The sequence below is a fragment of the Micromonospora sp. NPDC048907 genome, from assembly GCF_055586885.1.
Genome location: NZ_JBVJHI010000006.1, coordinates 30,394 through 46,741, shown reverse-complemented (window position 1 = coordinate 46,741; position 16,348 = coordinate 30,394). Strand labels below are relative to the sequence as shown.

At 74.4% G+C, this 16,348-nt stretch carries 18 protein-coding genes and 1 tRNA gene; 10 read left to right on the top strand and 9 right to left on the bottom strand.

Annotated features, from left to right (window positions below; genetic code table 11):
* Positions 1 to 7: 7 nt before the first annotated feature.
* Positions 8 to 1,279, top strand: a complete 1,272-nt coding sequence (locus ACZ6PY_RS21685) for a glycosyltransferase family 87 protein (protein ID WP_466074733.1) — start codon at positions 8 to 10, stop codon at positions 1,277 to 1,279.
* A gap of 140 nt (positions 1,280 to 1,419) precedes the next feature.
* Here the strand turns inward: ACZ6PY_RS21685 and ACZ6PY_RS21680 are convergent, their stop codons facing one another.
* The 3 genes from ACZ6PY_RS21680 to ACZ6PY_RS21670 form a co-directional block, all read right to left on the bottom strand.
* On the bottom strand, positions 1,420 to 2,334 hold the full coding sequence (locus ACZ6PY_RS21680; RefSeq protein WP_466074732.1) for a hypothetical protein: 915 nt from the start codon (positions 2,332 to 2,334) through the stop codon (positions 1,420 to 1,422).
* Positions 2,335 to 2,509: 175 nt separating this feature from the next.
* Entirely contained in the window at positions 2,510 to 3,238 is a 729-nt protein-coding gene (locus ACZ6PY_RS21675) for a YcnI family copper-binding membrane protein (protein WP_466074731.1), read from the bottom strand.
* 17 nt (positions 3,239 to 3,255) lie between these two features.
* Positions 3,256 to 4,941: a copper resistance CopC/CopD family protein gene (locus ACZ6PY_RS21670; protein WP_466074730.1), complete on the bottom strand. Its 1,686-nt coding sequence runs from the start codon at positions 4,939 to 4,941 to the stop codon at positions 3,256 to 3,258.
* A gap of 281 nt (positions 4,942 to 5,222) precedes the next feature.
* Here ACZ6PY_RS21670 and ACZ6PY_RS21665 point away from each other — a divergent pair, with 281 nt between their 5' ends.
* From ACZ6PY_RS21665 to ACZ6PY_RS21650, 4 genes are read left to right on the top strand one after another with little or no spacing between them, the layout of a single operon-like run.
* Positions 5,223 to 5,813, top strand: coding sequence for a sigma-70 family RNA polymerase sigma factor (locus ACZ6PY_RS21665; protein ID WP_313722712.1), 591 nt, complete (start codon positions 5,223 to 5,225; stop codon positions 5,811 to 5,813).
* Positions 5,814 to 5,845: 32 nt separating this feature from the next.
* Positions 5,846 to 6,367: a MauE/DoxX family redox-associated membrane protein gene (locus tag ACZ6PY_RS21660; RefSeq protein WP_466074729.1), complete on the top strand. Its 522-nt coding sequence runs from the start codon at positions 5,846 to 5,848 to the stop codon at positions 6,365 to 6,367.
* Entirely contained in the window at positions 6,360 to 7,076 is a 717-nt protein-coding gene (locus ACZ6PY_RS21655) for a DsbA family protein (RefSeq protein ID WP_466074728.1), read from the top strand. The genes ACZ6PY_RS21660 and ACZ6PY_RS21655 overlap by 8 nt, the downstream gene beginning before the upstream one ends.
* Positions 7,073 to 8,164: a hypothetical protein gene (locus ACZ6PY_RS21650; RefSeq protein WP_466074727.1), complete on the top strand. Its 1,092-nt coding sequence runs from the start codon at positions 7,073 to 7,075 to the stop codon at positions 8,162 to 8,164. The genes ACZ6PY_RS21655 and ACZ6PY_RS21650 overlap by 4 nt, the downstream gene beginning before the upstream one ends.
* 1 nt (position 8,165) lies before the next feature.
* Here ACZ6PY_RS21650 and ACZ6PY_RS21645 read toward each other — a convergent pair whose 3' ends face one another.
* From ACZ6PY_RS21645 to ACZ6PY_RS21630, 4 genes are read right to left on the bottom strand one after another with little or no spacing between them, the layout of a single operon-like run.
* On the bottom strand, positions 8,166 to 8,927 hold the full coding sequence (locus ACZ6PY_RS21645; protein ID WP_466074726.1) for an energy-coupling factor ABC transporter ATP-binding protein: 762 nt from the start codon (positions 8,925 to 8,927) through the stop codon (positions 8,166 to 8,168).
* Positions 8,924 to 9,694, bottom strand: coding sequence for a cobalt ECF transporter T component CbiQ (gene cbiQ / locus ACZ6PY_RS21640; protein ID WP_466074725.1), 771 nt, complete (start codon positions 9,692 to 9,694; stop codon positions 8,924 to 8,926). The genes ACZ6PY_RS21645 and cbiQ overlap by 4 nt, the downstream gene beginning before the upstream one ends.
* A gap of 7 nt (positions 9,695 to 9,701) precedes the next feature.
* Positions 9,702 to 10,124, bottom strand: a complete 423-nt coding sequence (locus ACZ6PY_RS21635; RefSeq protein WP_466074724.1) for a PDGLE domain-containing protein — start codon at positions 10,122 to 10,124, stop codon at positions 9,702 to 9,704.
* The gene (locus ACZ6PY_RS21630) at positions 10,121 to 10,840 is read right to left on the bottom strand and encodes an energy-coupling factor ABC transporter permease (RefSeq protein WP_387115688.1); all 720 of its coding nucleotides are present in this window, start codon (positions 10,838 to 10,840) and stop codon (positions 10,121 to 10,123) included. The genes ACZ6PY_RS21635 and ACZ6PY_RS21630 overlap by 4 nt, the downstream gene beginning before the upstream one ends.
* A gap of 123 nt (positions 10,841 to 10,963) precedes the next feature.
* Between ACZ6PY_RS21630 and bcp the strand changes: the two genes are divergently transcribed.
* The 4 genes from bcp (at position 10,964) to ACZ6PY_RS21610 (ending at position 13,031) form a co-directional block, all read left to right on the top strand.
* Positions 10,964 to 11,434 carry a thioredoxin-dependent thiol peroxidase gene (gene bcp / locus ACZ6PY_RS21625; RefSeq protein ID WP_262281573.1) on the top strand — a complete coding sequence of 157 codons (471 nt, stop codon included), beginning with the start codon at positions 10,964 to 10,966 and terminating at the stop codon, positions 11,432 to 11,434.
* A gap of 31 nt (positions 11,435 to 11,465) precedes the next feature.
* Complete coding sequence (locus ACZ6PY_RS21620) at positions 11,466 to 12,386, top strand: hypothetical protein (RefSeq protein ID WP_466074723.1); 921 nt, start codon at positions 11,466 to 11,468, stop codon at positions 12,384 to 12,386.
* Positions 12,351 to 12,433: transfer RNA gene (locus ACZ6PY_RS21615), tRNA-Leu, on the top strand. Before ACZ6PY_RS21620 ends, ACZ6PY_RS21615 begins: the two co-directional genes overlap by 36 nt.
* A gap of 58 nt (positions 12,434 to 12,491) precedes the next feature.
* Positions 12,492 to 13,031, top strand: coding sequence for a GNAT family N-acetyltransferase (locus tag ACZ6PY_RS21610; RefSeq protein ID WP_466074722.1), 540 nt, complete (start codon positions 12,492 to 12,494; stop codon positions 13,029 to 13,031).
* 39 nt (positions 13,032 to 13,070) lie between these two features.
* Here the strand turns inward: ACZ6PY_RS21610 and ACZ6PY_RS21605 are convergent, their stop codons facing one another.
* Both ACZ6PY_RS21605 and ACZ6PY_RS21600 read right to left on the bottom strand, forming a co-directional pair.
* Entirely contained in the window at positions 13,071 to 14,075 is a 1,005-nt protein-coding gene (locus ACZ6PY_RS21605) for an expansin EXLX1 family cellulose-binding protein (protein ID WP_466074721.1), read from the bottom strand.
* A 68-nt stretch (positions 14,076 to 14,143) separates the two neighbouring features.
* Positions 14,144 to 14,977: an O-methyltransferase gene (locus tag ACZ6PY_RS21600; protein ID WP_466074720.1), complete on the bottom strand. Its 834-nt coding sequence runs from the start codon at positions 14,975 to 14,977 to the stop codon at positions 14,144 to 14,146.
* 119 nt (positions 14,978 to 15,096) lie between these two features.
* Here ACZ6PY_RS21600 and ACZ6PY_RS21595 point away from each other — a divergent pair, with 119 nt between their 5' ends.
* Positions 15,097 to 16,173: an LCP family protein gene (locus ACZ6PY_RS21595; protein ID WP_466074719.1), complete on the top strand. Its 1,077-nt coding sequence runs from the start codon at positions 15,097 to 15,099 to the stop codon at positions 16,171 to 16,173.
* Positions 16,174 to 16,348 lie beyond the last annotated feature (175 nt).

Genomic DNA, 16,348 nt, shown 5'->3' with positions numbered 1-16,348 from the left:
TTTCCCCGTGCCAGCCGAACCCGTCGCACCACCAGCCGTCACCGAGGACGATCCGGGCGGGCGTACGGCCCGTCGGCTGGTCACGGTGGTGGCACTCGCGGCGTTGCTGCCGGCGCTCTACCGTCCGGGCCTCAACCACAACTTCCTCGACCTCAAGATCTACATGAGCGCGATGGACTGGTGGCGGGACGGCCATCCGCTCTACGACTACGTGCAACCGGACCGGGTCCAGGGCCTGCTGTACTTCACCTATCCCCCGCTCGCCGGCCTGGTGCTGTGGCCGTTCGCGCTCCCGCGGCTCGGCGTCACCATCGCCATCTTCACGGTGCTCACCGTGGTCGGGGTGGTGGTGACCACCCGGTGGCTGGTGCTGCCCGTGGTGCGGCGGCACGACCTGCCGAAGATGTTCAGCGTCACGGTGGCCGTGTTGCTGGTCCTCGCCGTGGAGAGCACCCGGGAGACGATCACCTTCGGCCAGATCAACATGCTGCTGGTGGTGCTGATCCTGGGCGACCTGCTGTTCGCCGTACCCCAGGGGCGGCGCTGGGCCGGCGTGGGCGTCGGGTTGGCGGCGGCGCTCAAGCTCTTCCCCGGCATCTTCGTGCTCTACCTGCTGGCCACCCGGCGCTGGCGGGCCGCCGTGGTGGCGGCCGTGACCGCGACGCTGGCCACGCTGCTCGCGGCGGTGGTCGCGCCCCGCGACTCGTGGCGGTTCTGGACCCACGAGCTGTGGGCGACCGACCGGGTGGGCCGGACCGACTACACCGGCAACCAGTCGCTGTTCGGCCTCCTCAGCCGGATCACCGCGCCGGACAAGCCGAGCCAGCTCCCCTGGCTGCTGCTGGCCCTGCTCGTCGCCGGGTACGGGCTGTGGCGGGCCGCCCGGGCGGCGCGGGCCGGGGACGCGCTGGCCGGCCTCACCCTGACCGGCCTGGTCGGCGGGCTGGTCAGCCCGATCACCTGGACCCACCACCTGTACTGGTTCATCCCCGCGGTGGTGGTGCTGGTCGACGCGGCGCTGGCCGCGGACCCGGCCACCGTGGAGGGTGCCCGCCGGCGGCGCCGGCTGCTCGCCCTGGCCGCCGGCACCGGCTTCGTGATCGTCTACGGGGTGGTCACCTTCCAGGACTGGGGCGTCGCCCCGGCGCGCACCGACGATCCGGTGGACTTCGTTGTCCGCAACGCGTACGTCCTGCTCAGCCTGCTGCTGCTGGCCGTGCTGCCGAGCCGCCGGCCGGTGCGCGAGCCGGCCGACGTGCCGGTCGGAAACAGGCAGTAACCGGACAGATCTCGCGACAAGCGCCGTTCAGCGCTAATCTGGTCCCAACTACCTCAGGTTTCTCCCAGGTAGCACCGATCCCCCGGTGACGGTGGCCCTCCGCGTCGGCAGCGCGGAGGGCCACCGCCGTAGGGGCCGGGTCACTCGTCGACCGGCGTGGCCGGCCGGACCGGGCGGGGCGTCTCGGCGGTGGTCACCGGGGGCCACGACCAGTCCGGGTTGACCGGCAGGTCGGCCAGGCTCTCGGGCCGCCGGCTCGGCACCGGGCCGATGGCCACGCGGGACCGCTCGCCGGACGCCGACCCGACCGAGACCAGCTGCCGGTCGGGCAGGGTGGCCGGCTCGGCCCGCTGGCCCAGCCCGCTGAGCGAGCTGACGCCCAGCCGGCCGGCCAGCACCGGAACCTGGTCCGGCTCCACCACGAAGACCACCTCGCGCGGGCGGACCGGGCGCAGCAGCACCAGCACGGCGAGCACCACCAGCAGCGTCCCGCCGGCCAGCAGCGCCCAGGCCACGCCGGGGAACCAGCCGGCGCGCAGCTCGGCGCGCAGGTCCAGGGCCAGGTCGGCCCGCCCGTCCGGCCGCATCACCACCAGGCTCAGGGACCGGCCGGCCAGCTCGGCCGGGCTCCACTCCAGCGCGCCGACGCCCTCGCGTACCCAGAGGGTCTGGCCGAGCGGGACGGCGGCCGCGGTGCCGGCGGTGGGCGGGTCCAGGCGGACCGGCAACGGCCCCCGGGACAGCGCCACCCGGCTCACCGTGGTGTGCGGGACGTCGGCCAGCCACCGTCGCACCTGGTCGGTCGGGGCGAGGCCGAGGAAGGCGGGACCGTCGGCGGTCCGCGCGGTGAGCCGGAGCCGGGCCTGCCCGGCCCGGGCGACCGGCGCGTCGGCGCGGAGCAGGGCGTCCACGTCGGTCACCACGACCGCCCGGGCAGGGGTGCGGATCGTCTCGAAGCGGGCGCCGAAGCCGCCGTCCGGGTCGGCGTGCCGGGCGGCGAACCACAGCCCCGCGCCCGCCAGCAGGGCCGGCAGCCCCACGGTCAACAGCAGCATGCCGGCGATCGTGCGCACGAAACGCATTCGCGTCGTCCCCCTCGGTAGCGAAGTACCCGCCGACCTTACCGACGTCGACCGACGATTCGCCGCATATCCACGGCAAGCACCCCAAGGACCGCGGAACGACCGCCGGCCCGCCGGAAGAACCGACGGGCCGGCGTGACTGCGCAGGTCAGGACTTCGCGGCGGGCTCCCGGCGGGTACGCAGGAAGGCCAGCCCGCCGAGGATCAGGCCGGCCAGGCCGGCGACCAGACCGGCCACGCCGAACGCGGTGGCCGTGCCGGTGTCGGCGTCCTCGTCATCGTCGTCGTCGGCGGCGGCCGGGGCGCTCGCGACCGGCGAGGCGGACGCCGAGGCGGCGGCCAGGGTGAGAACCGGCGCCGGGTTCTCCGGCTCCTCCCCGCCCGGCGTGGGCTCCTCGATCCAGCGCGAGACGTTGCCGTCCGAGTAGGTCTGGAGCACCTTGAACACCATCCGGTCGACCTGCGGCAGCGGGCCCATCGACACCGGGAACTCCTGGAACTCGCCCGGCTTGACCCCACCGTTGGGCGCGGCCGTCCAGGTCAGCTTGGAGACCGCCTCGGTGAGCTGGCTGCCGTGCACCTCGACGGGCGGGTCGACCTTGCGCTTCTCCACCGCGACCGTCCACCCGGGGACCGGCATGGTGGAGACCGAGCCGACCGGGGCGTTCTCCGGCAGGTTGACCTCGACCTTCGTGGTCGACGCCGCGTCGCTCTCGTTCGGCACCCGGAAGGCGAAGCGGCCGTAGCTGCCCTGCGTGGCCTCCTTCGGGTTGACCGTGACGTGCGCCGAGGCCGGCCCGGCCAGGCCGAGCACGGCCGTGGCCACGGCGGCGAGGGTGAGCGCGGCGGCGGTTGCGGGACGCCGGAGACGGGTCATGTGAGCGAGCCTTTCGGTTACCTGACGGGCACGGTGGCGGTCACCGTGGCCTGGTCGATGTCGGACGTGCGGACGGTGAAGCGGAGCTGCCACTGCCCCGCCGCCGGGAGGTTGATCTCGCCGAAGGCGTGGTTGTCGGTCAGTGGAAGCAGCGGGATCGTGATCGGCTCGATGCCGGCCGACGGCAGCGCGGCGGTGGCCTTCCACTCCTGCACGGGCTGAGGCCGGTTGTCCTTGGGCGTGTACGCGTAGAGGTGCAGCGAGTTACTGCCGGTCTCGGCCGGGTCCAGCTCGACCTGCAGCGAGTAGAGCGGGCTGCTCAGCGTGGTGGAGAAGAAGCCGTCCGGGGCGCCGGCCACGGTGGTGGAGGCGGTCCGGGCCGGGGTGGTCTGCACCAGCGTCGCCGACAGGCCGAGCACCACCGCGGTGATCGCCAGCTCGGCCACCACCGCCCGCCGCATGGACCCCGGGCGGCCCGCGGCGGTGCGCTTCCGGACCAGCGCCCGGGAGTACGCGGCCACCCCGATCACCAGCGCGAACAGCACGATCTTGGCGAGCAGCAGCTGCCCGTAGGTGGTGTCGACGAGCGCCTTCGGCGTGGCCACCTCGATCAGCCCCTGCACGGTGCCGGCGAGCAGCAGCGCGGCCACCGCCAGCGCCGCCCAGCGGGACCAGATCGGCAGGATGGCGTCCAGCTCCCGCTCGTCGGCCCGGCGCAGCAGGAAGACCGCGAGCATGACCAGGCCGCCCAGCCAGACGGCCATGCCGCCGAGGTGCACGGCGTCCACCACCACCGAGACGGCGGGCGCGGGCGACGCGGCCGGGTGGCCGGCGAGGGGCCAGGTGAACAGCGCCGCCCCGCCGAGGATCGCCAGGATGAGCCCGTCGGTGCGGCCGACCGGCCCGGCGAAGAGCGGGCGGAGCAGGAACGCCGCCGCGGCCAGCAGGCCGAGCCGGACCAGGTGCGTGGCGCCGTAGGTGCTGCCCAGCACGTCGCCGAAGCCGGACCCGGTGGCGTCGAACAGGCCGCCGCCGTTGGTGTAGGGGACCTGGAGCCACAGCTCCGCGAGCGTGGCCACGGCGAGCAGGCCCAGCGCCGACCAGGCCAGCCGGGCCGGGCCGCGCCGGGACAGCCGGCGGGGCCAGAGCGCGGCCAGCACCAGCGCCGGGCCGACGAGCAGCAGCAGCCCGACGTAGCCGAGGTACTTGGCGACCTTGACCGCGTTGCCCACCACCGGGTTCGCCCGGGTGTCCGCGCCGGTGTCCGTCGGCGGCGTCGACGGCGCGCCGACCGAGTAGGTGAACGCGCCGGAGACCGGGTGGCTGTCCGCCGAGATCACCCGGTAGCTGACCAGGTAGGTGCCGCGCGCGCCGGACGGGTCCACCGGGATGGTGACCACCGCGCCCTTGACGGTGGGCTCGCCCCGGTCGGCCCGGGAGCCGTCGGGCGCGATCACCCGGATCTTGTCGGGGACCTTGCGGACCCCCTCGCTGAAGGTGATCACCACGTCGGCGGGCGCGCTGGACACCACGGCCGCGGCGGCGGGGCTGCTGCTCACCAGCACCGCGTGGGCGCTGGCCGGGGTGGCCGGAGCCAGCAGCAGGGCGACGAGGGTGATCAGCAGCCCGGCGGCGGTCCCCAGCCGGGCGGCCCACGGACGGTCGGCGACGGCCACGGGGCGGCGGCGTACGGCAGCAGTCATGACCATCATGCTTCCCGAACCGTGCGGCCCCCGGCGACCCGACCTCATCCGCGCCCCGACGCCGGCGCCGTACGCGGCCGGAGCTCCGCCACCCGGAGCCGCCCGGCCCGGGCCCGCGGGTCCTCCCCGTCCGGCCGGGCGGGAGGCGCCACGCGCACGTCGTCGCACGTCATGAGCGGGTAGTCGGCGGGCGGGCGGAAAAAGTTCCCGGCGTGGGCGGGACCACGTAATGAGCCGAAGGACCCGGTCCGGCACAGGTACGCCGCGTAACCTCGTCTGTCGTGATCCCCGCCCCGCGCGACACCTCCGCCGGCCGCCCCGCGGCGCCGGCGGGCGAGGCTGCGCGGGACGCCGCGACCGACTGGGCACTGGCCGCCCGGGCGGGTGACCCGGTGGCCCAGGCCGCCTTCGTCCGGGCCACCCAGGCCGAGGTGTGGCGCTTCGCCGCCGCCCTGGTCGACCCGGACAGCGCGGACGACCTGACCCAGGAGACGTACCTGCGTGCGTTCCGGGCGCTGCCCGCCTTCGAGGGGCGGTCCACCGCGCGCACCTGGCTGCTCGGCATCGCCCGCCGGGCCTGCGCCGACCACCTCCGCACCGTGATCCGCCGCCGGCGGCTGGACGCGCGGCTCGCCGCGCACGCCGCCACCGACCGGCCCCACCCGGACCCGGCCGGGCAGCTCGGCGCCACCGACCTGGTCCGCCGGCTCCCCGCCGAACGGCGTTCCGCGTTCGTGCTCACCCAACTGCTCGGCCTGTCGTACGCCGAGGCCGCCGCCGTGGAGGGGGTGCCCGTGGGCACCATCCGCTCCCGCGTCGCCCGGGCCCGCGACGACCTGGTCGAGGCCGCCGGCGACGCGTTGACCGGCTGATCGTGGAACTTTCCTCGGAAACGGGACGACCAATGACCGTGACCGCACCCCCCACCCGGGCCGCCCGCTGGCCCGCCGTCCGGCCCTGGCTCGGCATCGCGGCCCGCCTCGGCCTGGCCGCCGTCTGGCTGGTCGCCGGCGCCGCCAAGGTCGGCGACCTGGCCGCCTCCGGCCGGGCGGTCAACGCCTACCAGGTGATGCCGTACGACCTGGCCACCGTGATCGGCGCCGCGCTGCCCTTCGTCGAGCTGGCGCTCGGCGTGCTCCTGCTCCTCGGTCTGGCCACCCGGCTCGCCGCCGGCGTCTCCGCGGCGCTGCTCGTCGTCTTCATCGCCGGCATCACCTCGGCCTGGTCCCGCGGCCTGGCCATCGACTGCGGGTGCTTCGGCAGCGGCGGGCAGCTTGCCGCCGGCCAGGCACCGAGCTACCTCCCGGAGATCCTCCGGGACCTGGGATTCCTGGTACTGGCCGGGTTCCTGCTGACCTGGCCCCGCACCCCGTTCTCCGTGGACGGCTGGCTGGCGGGCGACACCGTGGAGGTCGACGATGAGTAGTCGCAAGGGGCGGAAGAACGCGGCCCAGGTGGTCCGCGCCCAGATCGCCCGGGAGAAGCGGCGCACCCGCACGATCTGGACCTCCGTCGCCGCGGTGGTGGTGCTGGTGATCGCCGGCCTGATCGGCTGGACGGTCTACTCCAGCCAGAAGTCGGACACGTTCACCACCCCGCCCGGCGCCAACCCGCCCGGCACCGCCATCGTCCTCGGCCAGGGCCCGGTCTCCGTCGACCTGTACGAGGACTACCTCTGCCCGGTCTGCAAGCAGTTCCAGCAGACCAGCGGCGACACGATCAACCAGTTGATCAACGAGGACAAGATCCGGGTGAACTTCCACCCGGTGGCCTTCCTCAACCGCTTCTCCACCACCGAGTACTCCACCCGCTCCTCGGCCGCCGCCGGCTGCGCCGCACAGGGCGGCAAGTTCAAGGAGTTCACCGACCAGCTCTTCGCCCGGCAGCCGGCCGAGGGCAGCGCCGGGCTCAGCGACGACGAGCTGATCGACATCGGCGCGGGCGTCGGGCTCGACCGCGACGACTTCGGCTCCTGCGTGAAGGACGGAAAATACACGGCGTGGACCGAGCACGTCACCGACGACGCCAGCAAGTCCGGCGTGACCGGCACCCCGACCATCCGGGTCGACGGCAAGGACGTCACGGACCGCAGCCCGGAGGGGATCAGGGCGGCCGTGGAGGCGGCCGGCAAGTGATCCCCGCACCGCTGCGGCGGGCCGCTCTGGTGGTCACCGCCGCGCTCACCACCCTCCTCGCCCTCGCCACCCCGGCCGCCGCGCACGGCGCGGACGCCCCGGACGGCACCGACTACCGGGCCGAGGTCACCGGCATCGCTCCGGCCCGGCCCGGGCTCACCGCCCGGATGGTCGAGGCCGGCGCCCGCCTCGAACTGACCAACCGCACCGCGGCCGACGTCGAGGTGCTCGGCTACTCCGGCGAGCCGTACCTGCGGATCGGGCCCGGCGGCGTGTACGAGAACACCCGCTCCCCCGCGACCTACCTCAACCGCACCCTCGCCGGGGACACCCAGCTCCCGCCGGAGGCCGACCCGGCCGCCGCGCCGGTGTGGCGGCGGATCGCCGACGGGCCGACGGCCCGCTGGCACGACCAGCGGACGCTCTGGCTGGAGTCCGACCCGCCGGCCCAGGTGACCGCCGCCCCCGAGCGGGAGCAGCGGGTCCGCGACTGGGTGGTGCCGCTGCGCGCCGGCACCGGCACCGCTGAGGTGCGCGGCACCCTGGACTGGGTGCCGCCGCCCGACGCGTACCCCTGGTGGGTGGCCGCCACCCTCGGCTTCCTGGTGATCGGCGCGGCCGGCCTGGTGCCGGCCGGCACCGCCGCCGGCGTCCGCGCGCTGCGCGGAGCGGGCGCGCTGCTCGCCCTGGGCGGGGCCGCGACCGCGGCGCTCACCGTCGGCAAGGCCGTGGACGCCGGCGCCGCCGGGGCCGGCGGGGTGCTGGTCAACCTGCTCACCGGGCAGGCGTGGACGCTGCTCACCGGGCTCGGCGCGCTCGCGGCCGGCGGCTACGCGCTGGCCCGCCGCCCGGCCGCCGACTTCGCGCTGGCCCTGGCGGGCGCCTGCCTGACCCTGTTCGCCGGCGTGGGGAACCTGGCCGTCCTGTCCCGCTCGGTGGCCCCGGTCGCCGGCCCGCCCACCCTCGCCCGGGTGCTGGTCACCGTGGCCCTGGCCACCGGCCTCGGCGCGGTCGCCGCCGGCCTCCTGCGCCTGCGCACCGCCTCGCGGGCCGCCCGCGCCACGCCCGCGGCGCCCGTCGCGCGCTGACTCAGGACGGGCGGGGCACGAAGCCGTACGGCAGCTCCAGGCGGTGCGCGGCGAGCAGCCGCTCGTCGGAGAGCAGCTCCAGGGTGGGCCCGTCCGCGACGACCCGGCCGGCGTCCAGGATCACCGAACGGTCGCAGAGCTCCGCCGCGTACGGCAGGTCGTGGGTGACCATCAGCAGGGTCACCGGGAGGCCGCGCAGGATCTCCGCCAGCTCCCGGCGGGCCGCCGGATCGAGGTTGGACGACGGCTCGTCCAGCACCAGGATCTCCGGGCGCATGGCCAGCACGGTGGCCACCGCCACCCGGCGGCGCTGCCCGAACGACAGGTGGTGCGGCGCCCGGTCCCGGTGCTCGGCCATCCCCACCGCGGCGAGCGCCTCGTCCACCCGGGCCGCCAGCTCCGCCCCGCGCAACCCCAGGTTCGCCGGCCCGAACGCGACATCCTCGGCGACGGTGGGCAGGAAGAGCTGGTCGTCCGGGTCCTGGAAGACGATGCCCACCCGGCGGCGGATCTCCGCGAGCGTGTCCCGGTCCCGGCTCACCGCCAGGCCGCCCACGCTGACCGTGCCCTCGGTCGGGGTGAGGATGCCGTTGAGGTGCAGCACCAGTGTCGTCTTGCCGGCGCCGTTCGGCCCGAGCAGGGCCACCCGCTCGCCGCGCGGCACGGTCAGGTCCACCCCGTGCAGGGCGACGTGACCGTCGGGGTACGCATACCGGACGCCACGGACGTCCAGGGAGGGCGGCTGCTGCACGTACCCGATCATGTCAGGACGAGCGCGACGGCGGCGATGGTGGCCGCGATCGCCGGCACCGTCGCGGCGGCCGCCCACTGGCCCGCGGTGGCCGCGCCCGCGCCCTGCCACACCGCCGGCATCCGGCCCGTGTAGCCACGGGAGACCATGGCCAGGTAGACCCGCTCGCCCCGCTCGAAGGCCCGCAGGAACAGCGCGCCGACCCCGGCGGCGAACCCGCGGAGCTGCCAGAGGAAGCGCGGGTCGTCGCCCCGGGACATCCGGGCCACCCGCATCCGCCGGGCCTCCCCCACCAGCACGTCCAGGTAGCGCAGCATGAACGTGGCGATCTGGGTGAGGATCTGCGGGCAGCGCAGCCGGTCCAGGCCCACGATCAGGTCCCGCGTCGTCGTGGTCGCCGCCAGCAGGAGCGACGCGAGTACGCCGAGCGTGCCCTTGGCCAGGATGTTCCACGCGCCGTGCAGCCCGTCGACCGAGAGGCTCAACCCGGCCACGTCGACCCGCTCCCCGGAGCCGAGGAACGGCAGCGCGAACGCGAACAGCACGAACGGCAGCTCGATCAGCGCCCGGCCGAGCAGCCAGCGCGGCCCCACCCGGGCCAGCGCCGCCACGGCGACGACCAGCAGGGCGTAACCGCCGAAGGCCCAGTACGCCGCCCGGGGCGTGGCGACCACCGCGACGGTGAGCAGCACCATCGCAGCGATCTTCACCTCCGGCGGGAGGCGGTGCACCGGCGAGGACGACTCGCGGTAGAGCACGTGGGCGTGGCCGGCACCCATCCGGGACTCAGCGGGTGCCGGCGGCGCGCGCCGGACGCTCGTCGCCGGTCGGGCCGGCCGCGCCGGTCCCCGTGCCACCCGCCGGGTCCGTCGCCGGGCCGCGGCGGCGGGCCAGCCAGAACAGGCCGCCGCCGACGGCGAAGGTGAGCAGCACGCCGAGCACGCCGGACAGGCCGGTCGAGAGGAAGTCGTTGCTCACCCCGCGCACGCCGTAGTCGGCCAGCGGGCTGTCGGCCAGCTCGTGGTCCTTGGCCTGCTGGGCCGGGCAGCTGCCGCCGGTGATCTCGTCGTCGGCGTTGACCGTGCAGCCCTTGAGCAGCGACGAGTCGAGCCCGTCCGGATGCGACGAGGCGTAGTTGCTCACCACGCCGGCCAGCAGCAGCGCGACCAGCAGGCCGCCGAGCAGGAACGGCCAGGAACGCTTGCTCATCGGGCACCTCCGGCGACCGGGACGGCGGGAGCCGGCACGGCCGGCTTGAGGGCGCGCAGCGCGTACACCAGGTCGGGGCGGACCTTGGCGACGGTGACCACGGTGGTCGCGGTGATCAGACCCTCGCCGATGCCGATCAGCAGGTGGACGCCGGCCATCGTGCCGGACAGTCCGGCCAGGTTGCCGCCCAGGTCGGTGGTGCCGCCCAGCCAGTACTCGAGCACGAACCCCTGGGACGCCACCACGACGCTGACCAGCGCCGAGACGAAGGCGGTGACGCCCAGTCCGGCCGGCGTGCGCGGGAGCACCCGCAGCAGCAGCGCGATCAGCAGGTAGGCGGCGGCCGTGCCGAGCAGCGCCATGTTGGTGATGTTGAGGCCGAGCATGGCCACCCCGCCGTCGCCGAACACCAGCGCCTGCACGACCAGCACCACGGCGACGCAGAGCGCGCCCACCCACGGGCCGACCAGCAGCGCCGCGAGGGCGCCACCCAGCAGGTGGCCGCTGACCCCGGCCGTGAAGATCGGGAAGTTGAGCATCTGCACGGCGAAGATGAACGCGGCCACCAGGCCGGCCATCGGGGCCAGCCGGTCGTCGAGGTCACGGCGCCCGCGCAGAACGCAGAAGGTGAGCACGGCCAGCGCGAGGGCCGCGAACACCGCGGCGACGGGACCGTCGATGATCCCGTTCGAGATGTGCATCGCCAGGGTTTCCACGGACCGAGCTTATTTGTCAGGAGTCGCTGTTGCCAATCCCTTGCAACAAGCCATGGTGATCATCACGGCGGCCGGCGCGTCACCACCCGCACCGGACCCGGCGACGGCGGTATCGTCTGCGCCATGACCGACCGCCTGAGCCCCGGCGACCCCGCCCCCGAGTTCACCCTCCCCACCGACAGCGGCGGGACCCTCTCCCTGGCCGACCTGCGCGGCCGCAAGGTCATCCTGTACGCGTACCCGGCCGCCATGACGCCCGGCTGCACCAAGCAGGCCTGCGACTTCCGCGACTCCCTCGCCTCGCTCCAGGCCGCCGGCTACGAGGTCGTCGGCATCTCCCCCGACAAGCCGGAGAAGCTGGCCAAGTTCCGCGACCGCGACGCCATCACCTTCCCGCTGGTCGCCGACACCGACAAGTCGGTGCTGACCGCGTACGGCGCGTTCGGTGAGAAGCAGATGTACGGCCGCACCGTCACCGGCGTGATCCGCTCGACCTTCGTCGTCGACGAGGACGGGAAGATCGAACGGGCGCTCTACAACGTCAAGGCCACCGGGCACGTCGCCAAGCTGCGCCGCGACCTCGGGCTCGACTGAGCCTGTCGGAGGGCGCCGTTACCGTCGGCGCATGCCTCGCTACAAATACTCGCCCGAGCGGCTGGCGGCAGCGGCGTCGCAGGCGCGCAGCGTCACCGAGGTCATGCGGCTGCTCGGGGTCCGGGTGAGCGGCGGGTCACACGCGCACATCAGCCGCCAGCTCAAGCGCTTCGGCATCGACACCTCACACTTCACCGGCGCAGCGCACAACAAGGGGCAGCGCGGGGTGCGGCGCACCACCTCGTCCCAGTTGCTGGTGCAACTGCCCGCCGGTTCGCGACGCACGCCCGGCAGCCGGCTGAAATGGGCCCTGGACGACATCGGCGTGCCCGAGGAGTGTGAGGAGTGCCGCGTCGGCCCGGTCTGGCGCGGCCGGCCGCTGACCCTCCATGTCGACCACCTCAACGGCGACTTCCTCGACAACCGCCCACCCAACCTGAGGATCCTCTGCCCGAACTGCCACAGCCAGACCGACACCTACGCCGGCCGCAACAAGAGCGAGGCCCGGCCCCATCCGCCACCACCACCCGACCCGGTGACTCCCGCGGAGGGGGAACGTCTGCCGGTGGACCGCGTGGAGGATCTGCTCCGGCAGGTGGAACAGGGAATTCTCGGTCCGGGCGAGGCGGCGCGCCGGATCGGGTGCCATCGCAACCACGTGGCCCGGCTCCGGGCGCGTCTCGCCACGCGGGGCACCCTCGCGCCCGCACCCCGGTCGATCCCGAGCAGGCCGTGGGACGACGTCGTGGTGCGACACGCGCTGGCAAACCCCGACCTGGGGCCACGCAAACTCGCCGATGTGATCCGGGCGGCATCCGGCGGCACGCTGACGATCAGCCATGGGACGGTTTCGAATGCGCTGCGACGGGCCGGACTGCACACCGCCTCGGCGCGACGCCTTAGACTCGGCGGGTCGGCGGGAGTGGCGGAACGGCAGACGCGCAGGCCTTAGGAGCCTGTGTCCGAGAGGACGTGGGGGTTCGAAACCCCCCTCCCGCACAACAGCGGTGTCACGTGGATCACGAACCCGGGTCGGGGTCGCGTCGGCTCGCGGAGGATGGCGGGCGTGAACCTGCGCTTCGTCCTCGACCCCGATCTCACCCCTGAGCTGCGCGACCAGATCATCGCGCTCTGGGTGGACGTGACAAACGCCGGCGGCGCCGTCGGCTTCGTCGCCCCGGTGACCGACGCCGACGTGCGGCCCATGGCCGCGGCGACCTTCGCCGCGATCGCCGACGGGCCGGACCGGCTGCTGGTCGGCTACGAGGGCGACCGCCTCGTCGGCGTCCTGATCATCGCGGACAACCGGTTCCACCTGAAGGCGCACTGGCGGGTGCTGAAGCGGGTCATGGTGCACCCCGACACGCAGGGACGCGGCTACGGCGCGGCGCTGATGCGCGAGGCCGAGCGGATCGGTCGGGAGTTGGGCCTGGCGGCGCTGCACGTGACCGTCCGGGACGGGCTGGGCCTGGGCGGGTTCTACGAGCGCCTCGGGTACCGGGAGGTCGGGCGGCTGCCCGGCGCGCTGCGGCTCGCCCCGGGCGACGACCGGGACGAGGTCTTCATGTGGCTCGACCTGGGCGCCGAGGCGGCCTGACCGCCGCCATCGGGGCGAACCCGGCACGCACGGTCCAGGTCAGTCGCAGGCGGCCGCAACCGGCGCGGGGGTGGCCGGCGGGGCGGCGGCCGCGTCCAGCACGGCGGGGGCGCCGGGCGGCGCGGTGACCGTCGGGGTGGCGGAGACGCTCGGCCGGGGGCTGGGCCGAGCCGGGGGCGAGCGGCGGGGCGTGGCCGGTCGGGCCGGGGCGGCGGCGCCGTACATGCGGACCGTGCTGCGCTGGACCTGGCCGGGGAGCATCCGGATGCCGGTGGCGGTGGCGCGGTGGCCGTACACGTCGGTGACGCGGATGCGGTACGGCCCGGGGCCGGCGCCGGAGGCGATGAGCCAGTAGTTGTAGTCCTGGCGGGTGGCGGCCCGCCAGGAGTCGCCCTGCCGCACCTCGACGGCGCGCAGCGGGTTGCCGTGGTCGCCGACCAGGACGGCGAACCACCACTGCGAGGCGCCCTCCTTGATGCGGAAGGTGAGCGGGCCGGGCAGTGGCGGGTCGACCACGGCGCGGTAGCTGACCGTGACGACGCCCTGCACCGGGTCGGCGATCCGGGCGAACGCCTCGGCGGAGAGGTCGAGGTGGCCGGGTTCGCATTCCGGGCACTGGTCCATGACGAGGACGCGGACGGTTCCCTTGGGGCCGGTGACGTCGAGGTGGCCGCCGCAGGAGGCGCCGGCGGCGTACTCGCCGGGGCCGAGGGCGACGTAGAGCCGGTTGGTGGGGGCGGCGGGCCGGGAGCAGTTGCCGCCGGCACCCTTCGAGTCGTAGAAGGTCGCCGTTCCGCTGTGGACGGTGCCGCCGAGCGGTGGGGCGGCGGCGGGCAGGGCGCGCGGCGGTGGGGCCGCGCAGGCGGGGGTGGCGCCGCCGCGTACGGCGAGGGTCACGGCGACCACGGCGGCGAGCGCGGCGAGACCGCCGGCGGCGAGCAGCCGGCGGCGGGGGCCGGCCGGGGCGCGGCGGCGGCCGGCCCGGGCGGGTGGGTGCTGGTCGGCGGTGGGCGGGGTGCGGCCGGGAGCGCTGCCGTCGGTCACGCCGGTCGATGCTGCCGGACCGGTGGGGCGGCGGACAAGCGGGCTAAGCGAAAGCTAAGGCGGGTTCGTCACCAGGCGACGCCGATGCCGTCGCCCGGATACCAGTGGCGGGCGGGTGTCTCCCGGTAGGCGAGGAACCGGCGGCCGGTGCGTTCGGCGTGCTCGGCGAGGACGTTGGTGGCGGTGACGTTGTCGGTGAGGAGCATGGCGCCGGGGGCGAGTTTCGGTTCGACCGCCTCGAACTCGCTGCGTTCGTGCACGCGGCTGTGGTCGCTGTCGTGCAGGAAGAGGTCGACCGGCCGTTCCAGCGCGCGGATCGAGGCGACCGAGTCGCCGATGACGAGGTCGACCACGTCGGCCCAGGGGGTGGCCCGGGCCAGGTAGCCGGCCTCGGGGTTGATGTCGAGCGAGGTGACCCGGCCGGGGTGGCCCTCGGCGGCGTTGCGGAGCAGGGCGGCGGCCAGGACGCAGCTGCCGAGGCCCTTGTCGACTCCGGTCTCCACGACGTGGGTGGGTCTGCGGGCGCGGACGACGGCGTACCAGCCGATGCGGCGGGCGTAGCGGACCTGCCGGTCGGCGAGGCCGCGGCGGGAGGCGGCGGCGGTGGCGGCCTCGATGTGGGTGCGCAGCTTGTCGTCGCCCTCGATCTCGGCGAACCAGCGGCGCACCTGCCCGACGGGGACGTCGCAGACCACGCTGACGAACCAGGCCAGGTGATGCCGGCTGAGCTTGGTCAGCTCGTAGGTGTAGTTGTGGTGCTCCCGGGAGGTGAGCAGCCACCGGGCGGAAGTGCGCAGCACCCGGGCGTCGTGCCGGGCGACCCGGGCCAGGCGCTTCGGGAAGGCGGCGACCGGCGCGAGCCGGGTCCGGGCGATGGCCCGGCGGAGCTTCGTTGCATCCACCCGTGCCGTTGTATCAGGTCCGCGGCGTCGGTCGAGAGGAAAGCGCCGAACGGGTGGGCGGGGCTGGCCGGTCGGACGAGGGTCCCCGTGACGGAACGTGAGTCAGTAGCATCGCGGCCATGTCAGATCGCCACCCGCTCGCCCACCCCGACACCCGCTTCCCGTCGTCGGGAGTGGACACCGGCGCGGCGGAGGAGAGCCCCACGCCGGCGCCACGTCGCCGCCGTGGCCGGCGGATCGCCCTGATCGTGCTGCTGGTGGTGGTGCTGCTCGCGGGCGGTGGCCTGCTGGCGGGCGGCCTGTACTACCGGTCGGTCAACTCCTCGATCGATCGAATGGACGCGTTCACCGGGGTGCCGGAGGAGGCCCGGCCGCCGGTCGTGGCCAAGGGCGCCATGAACATCATGATCCTGGGCAGCGACTCCCGCGACCCGGAGAACACCGGGGGCTCCCGCAGCGACACGATCATCCTGGCCCACCTGCCGAAGGACCGGTCGAGCGCGCAGCTCATCTCGATCCCGCGGGACACCTGGACGGCGATTCCGCGGTCCAAGGAGGGCCGGGGCGGCCGGGACGCCAAGATCAACGCAGCGTACGCGTGGGGTGGCGTGCCGCTCATGGTGCAGACCGTGGAGAAGTTCACCGGCGTGCGCGTCGACCACGTGACCATGGTGGACTTCGCCGGCTTCAAGGAGATCGTGGACGCGCTGGGCGGCATCGACATCGACGTGGAGCAGAACTTCACCTCGACCCACTCGCTCGACCCGAGCGGCAAGCGGGAGTTCGTGAAGGGCCGGCAGACCATGGACGGGGCCACCGCGCTGGACTACGCCCGGGAGCGGTACGCCTTCGCCAACGGCGACTTCACCCGCATCAAGCACCAGCAGCAGGTCATCAAGGCGATCCTCGACAAGGCGGCCTCCGGCGGCACGCTGAGCAGCCCCACCAGGCTGAACTCGTTCGTCCGGGCCACCGCGAACTCGGTGGCCGTCGACAAGTCGATGTCGCTTGTGGACCTGGCGATGGAGATGCGCCACCTGCGCAGCGGCAACCTCGGGTTCTACACCTGTCCGGTGAAGGGAACCGGCCGCGTGGGCAGCGAGAGCGTGGTGTTCGCGGACTCGGCGAAGGCCAAGGCCCTCTTCGACGCGGTCCGCCGCGACTCGGTCTCGGAGATCCTTTCCGCCGATAAGTAGGACGTCGGATTGGCGTCCCGGCTCTGGCGGCGGGAGCCACGCGCTCATATCCTTCGATCGCCCTCGCTGTGCTCGCGCCGGGGAGGGCTGTCACGGGGGAGGATCGACCATGTCAGGCCAACCGGCTACGACAGAGCCGGCGGCGACCGGTCGCTGGCACGAGTCACCGCAGATG

Bases quoted from the DNA above. Each gene is read 5' to 3' on its own strand.
- ACZ6PY_RS21680 (WP_466074732.1), bottom strand. From the start codon at position 2,334: ATGCTGCTGTTGACCGTGGGGCTGCCGGCCCTGCTGGCGGGCGCGGGG.
- ACZ6PY_RS21675 (WP_466074731.1), bottom strand. From the start codon at position 3,238: ATGACCCGTCTCCGGCGTCCCGCAACCGCCGCCGCGCTCACCCTCGCC.
- ACZ6PY_RS21670 (WP_466074730.1), bottom strand. From the start codon at position 4,941: ATGACTGCTGCCGTACGCCGCCGCCCCGTGGCCGTCGCCGACCGTCCG.
- ACZ6PY_RS21660 (WP_466074729.1), top strand. From the start codon at position 5,846: ATGACCGTGACCGCACCCCCCACCCGGGCCGCCCGCTGGCCCGCCGTC.
- ACZ6PY_RS21655 (WP_466074728.1), top strand. From the start codon at position 6,360: ATGAGTAGTCGCAAGGGGCGGAAGAACGCGGCCCAGGTGGTCCGCGCC.
- ACZ6PY_RS21645 (WP_466074726.1), bottom strand. From the start codon at position 8,927: ATGATCGGGTACGTGCAGCAGCCGCCCTCCCTGGACGTCCGTGGCGTC.
- cbiQ (WP_466074725.1), bottom strand. From the start codon at position 9,694: ATGGGTGCCGGCCACGCCCACGTGCTCTACCGCGAGTCGTCCTCGCCG.
- ACZ6PY_RS21635 (WP_466074724.1), bottom strand. From the start codon at position 10,124: ATGAGCAAGCGTTCCTGGCCGTTCCTGCTCGGCGGCCTGCTGGTCGCG.
- bcp (WP_262281573.1), top strand. From the start codon at position 10,964: ATGACCGACCGCCTGAGCCCCGGCGACCCCGCCCCCGAGTTCACCCTC.
- ACZ6PY_RS21620 (WP_466074723.1), top strand. From the start codon at position 11,466: ATGCCTCGCTACAAATACTCGCCCGAGCGGCTGGCGGCAGCGGCGTCG.
- ACZ6PY_RS21610 (WP_466074722.1), top strand. From the start codon at position 12,492: ATGGCGGGCGTGAACCTGCGCTTCGTCCTCGACCCCGATCTCACCCCT.
- ACZ6PY_RS21595 (WP_466074719.1), top strand. From the start codon at position 15,097: ATGTCAGATCGCCACCCGCTCGCCCACCCCGACACCCGCTTCCCGTCG.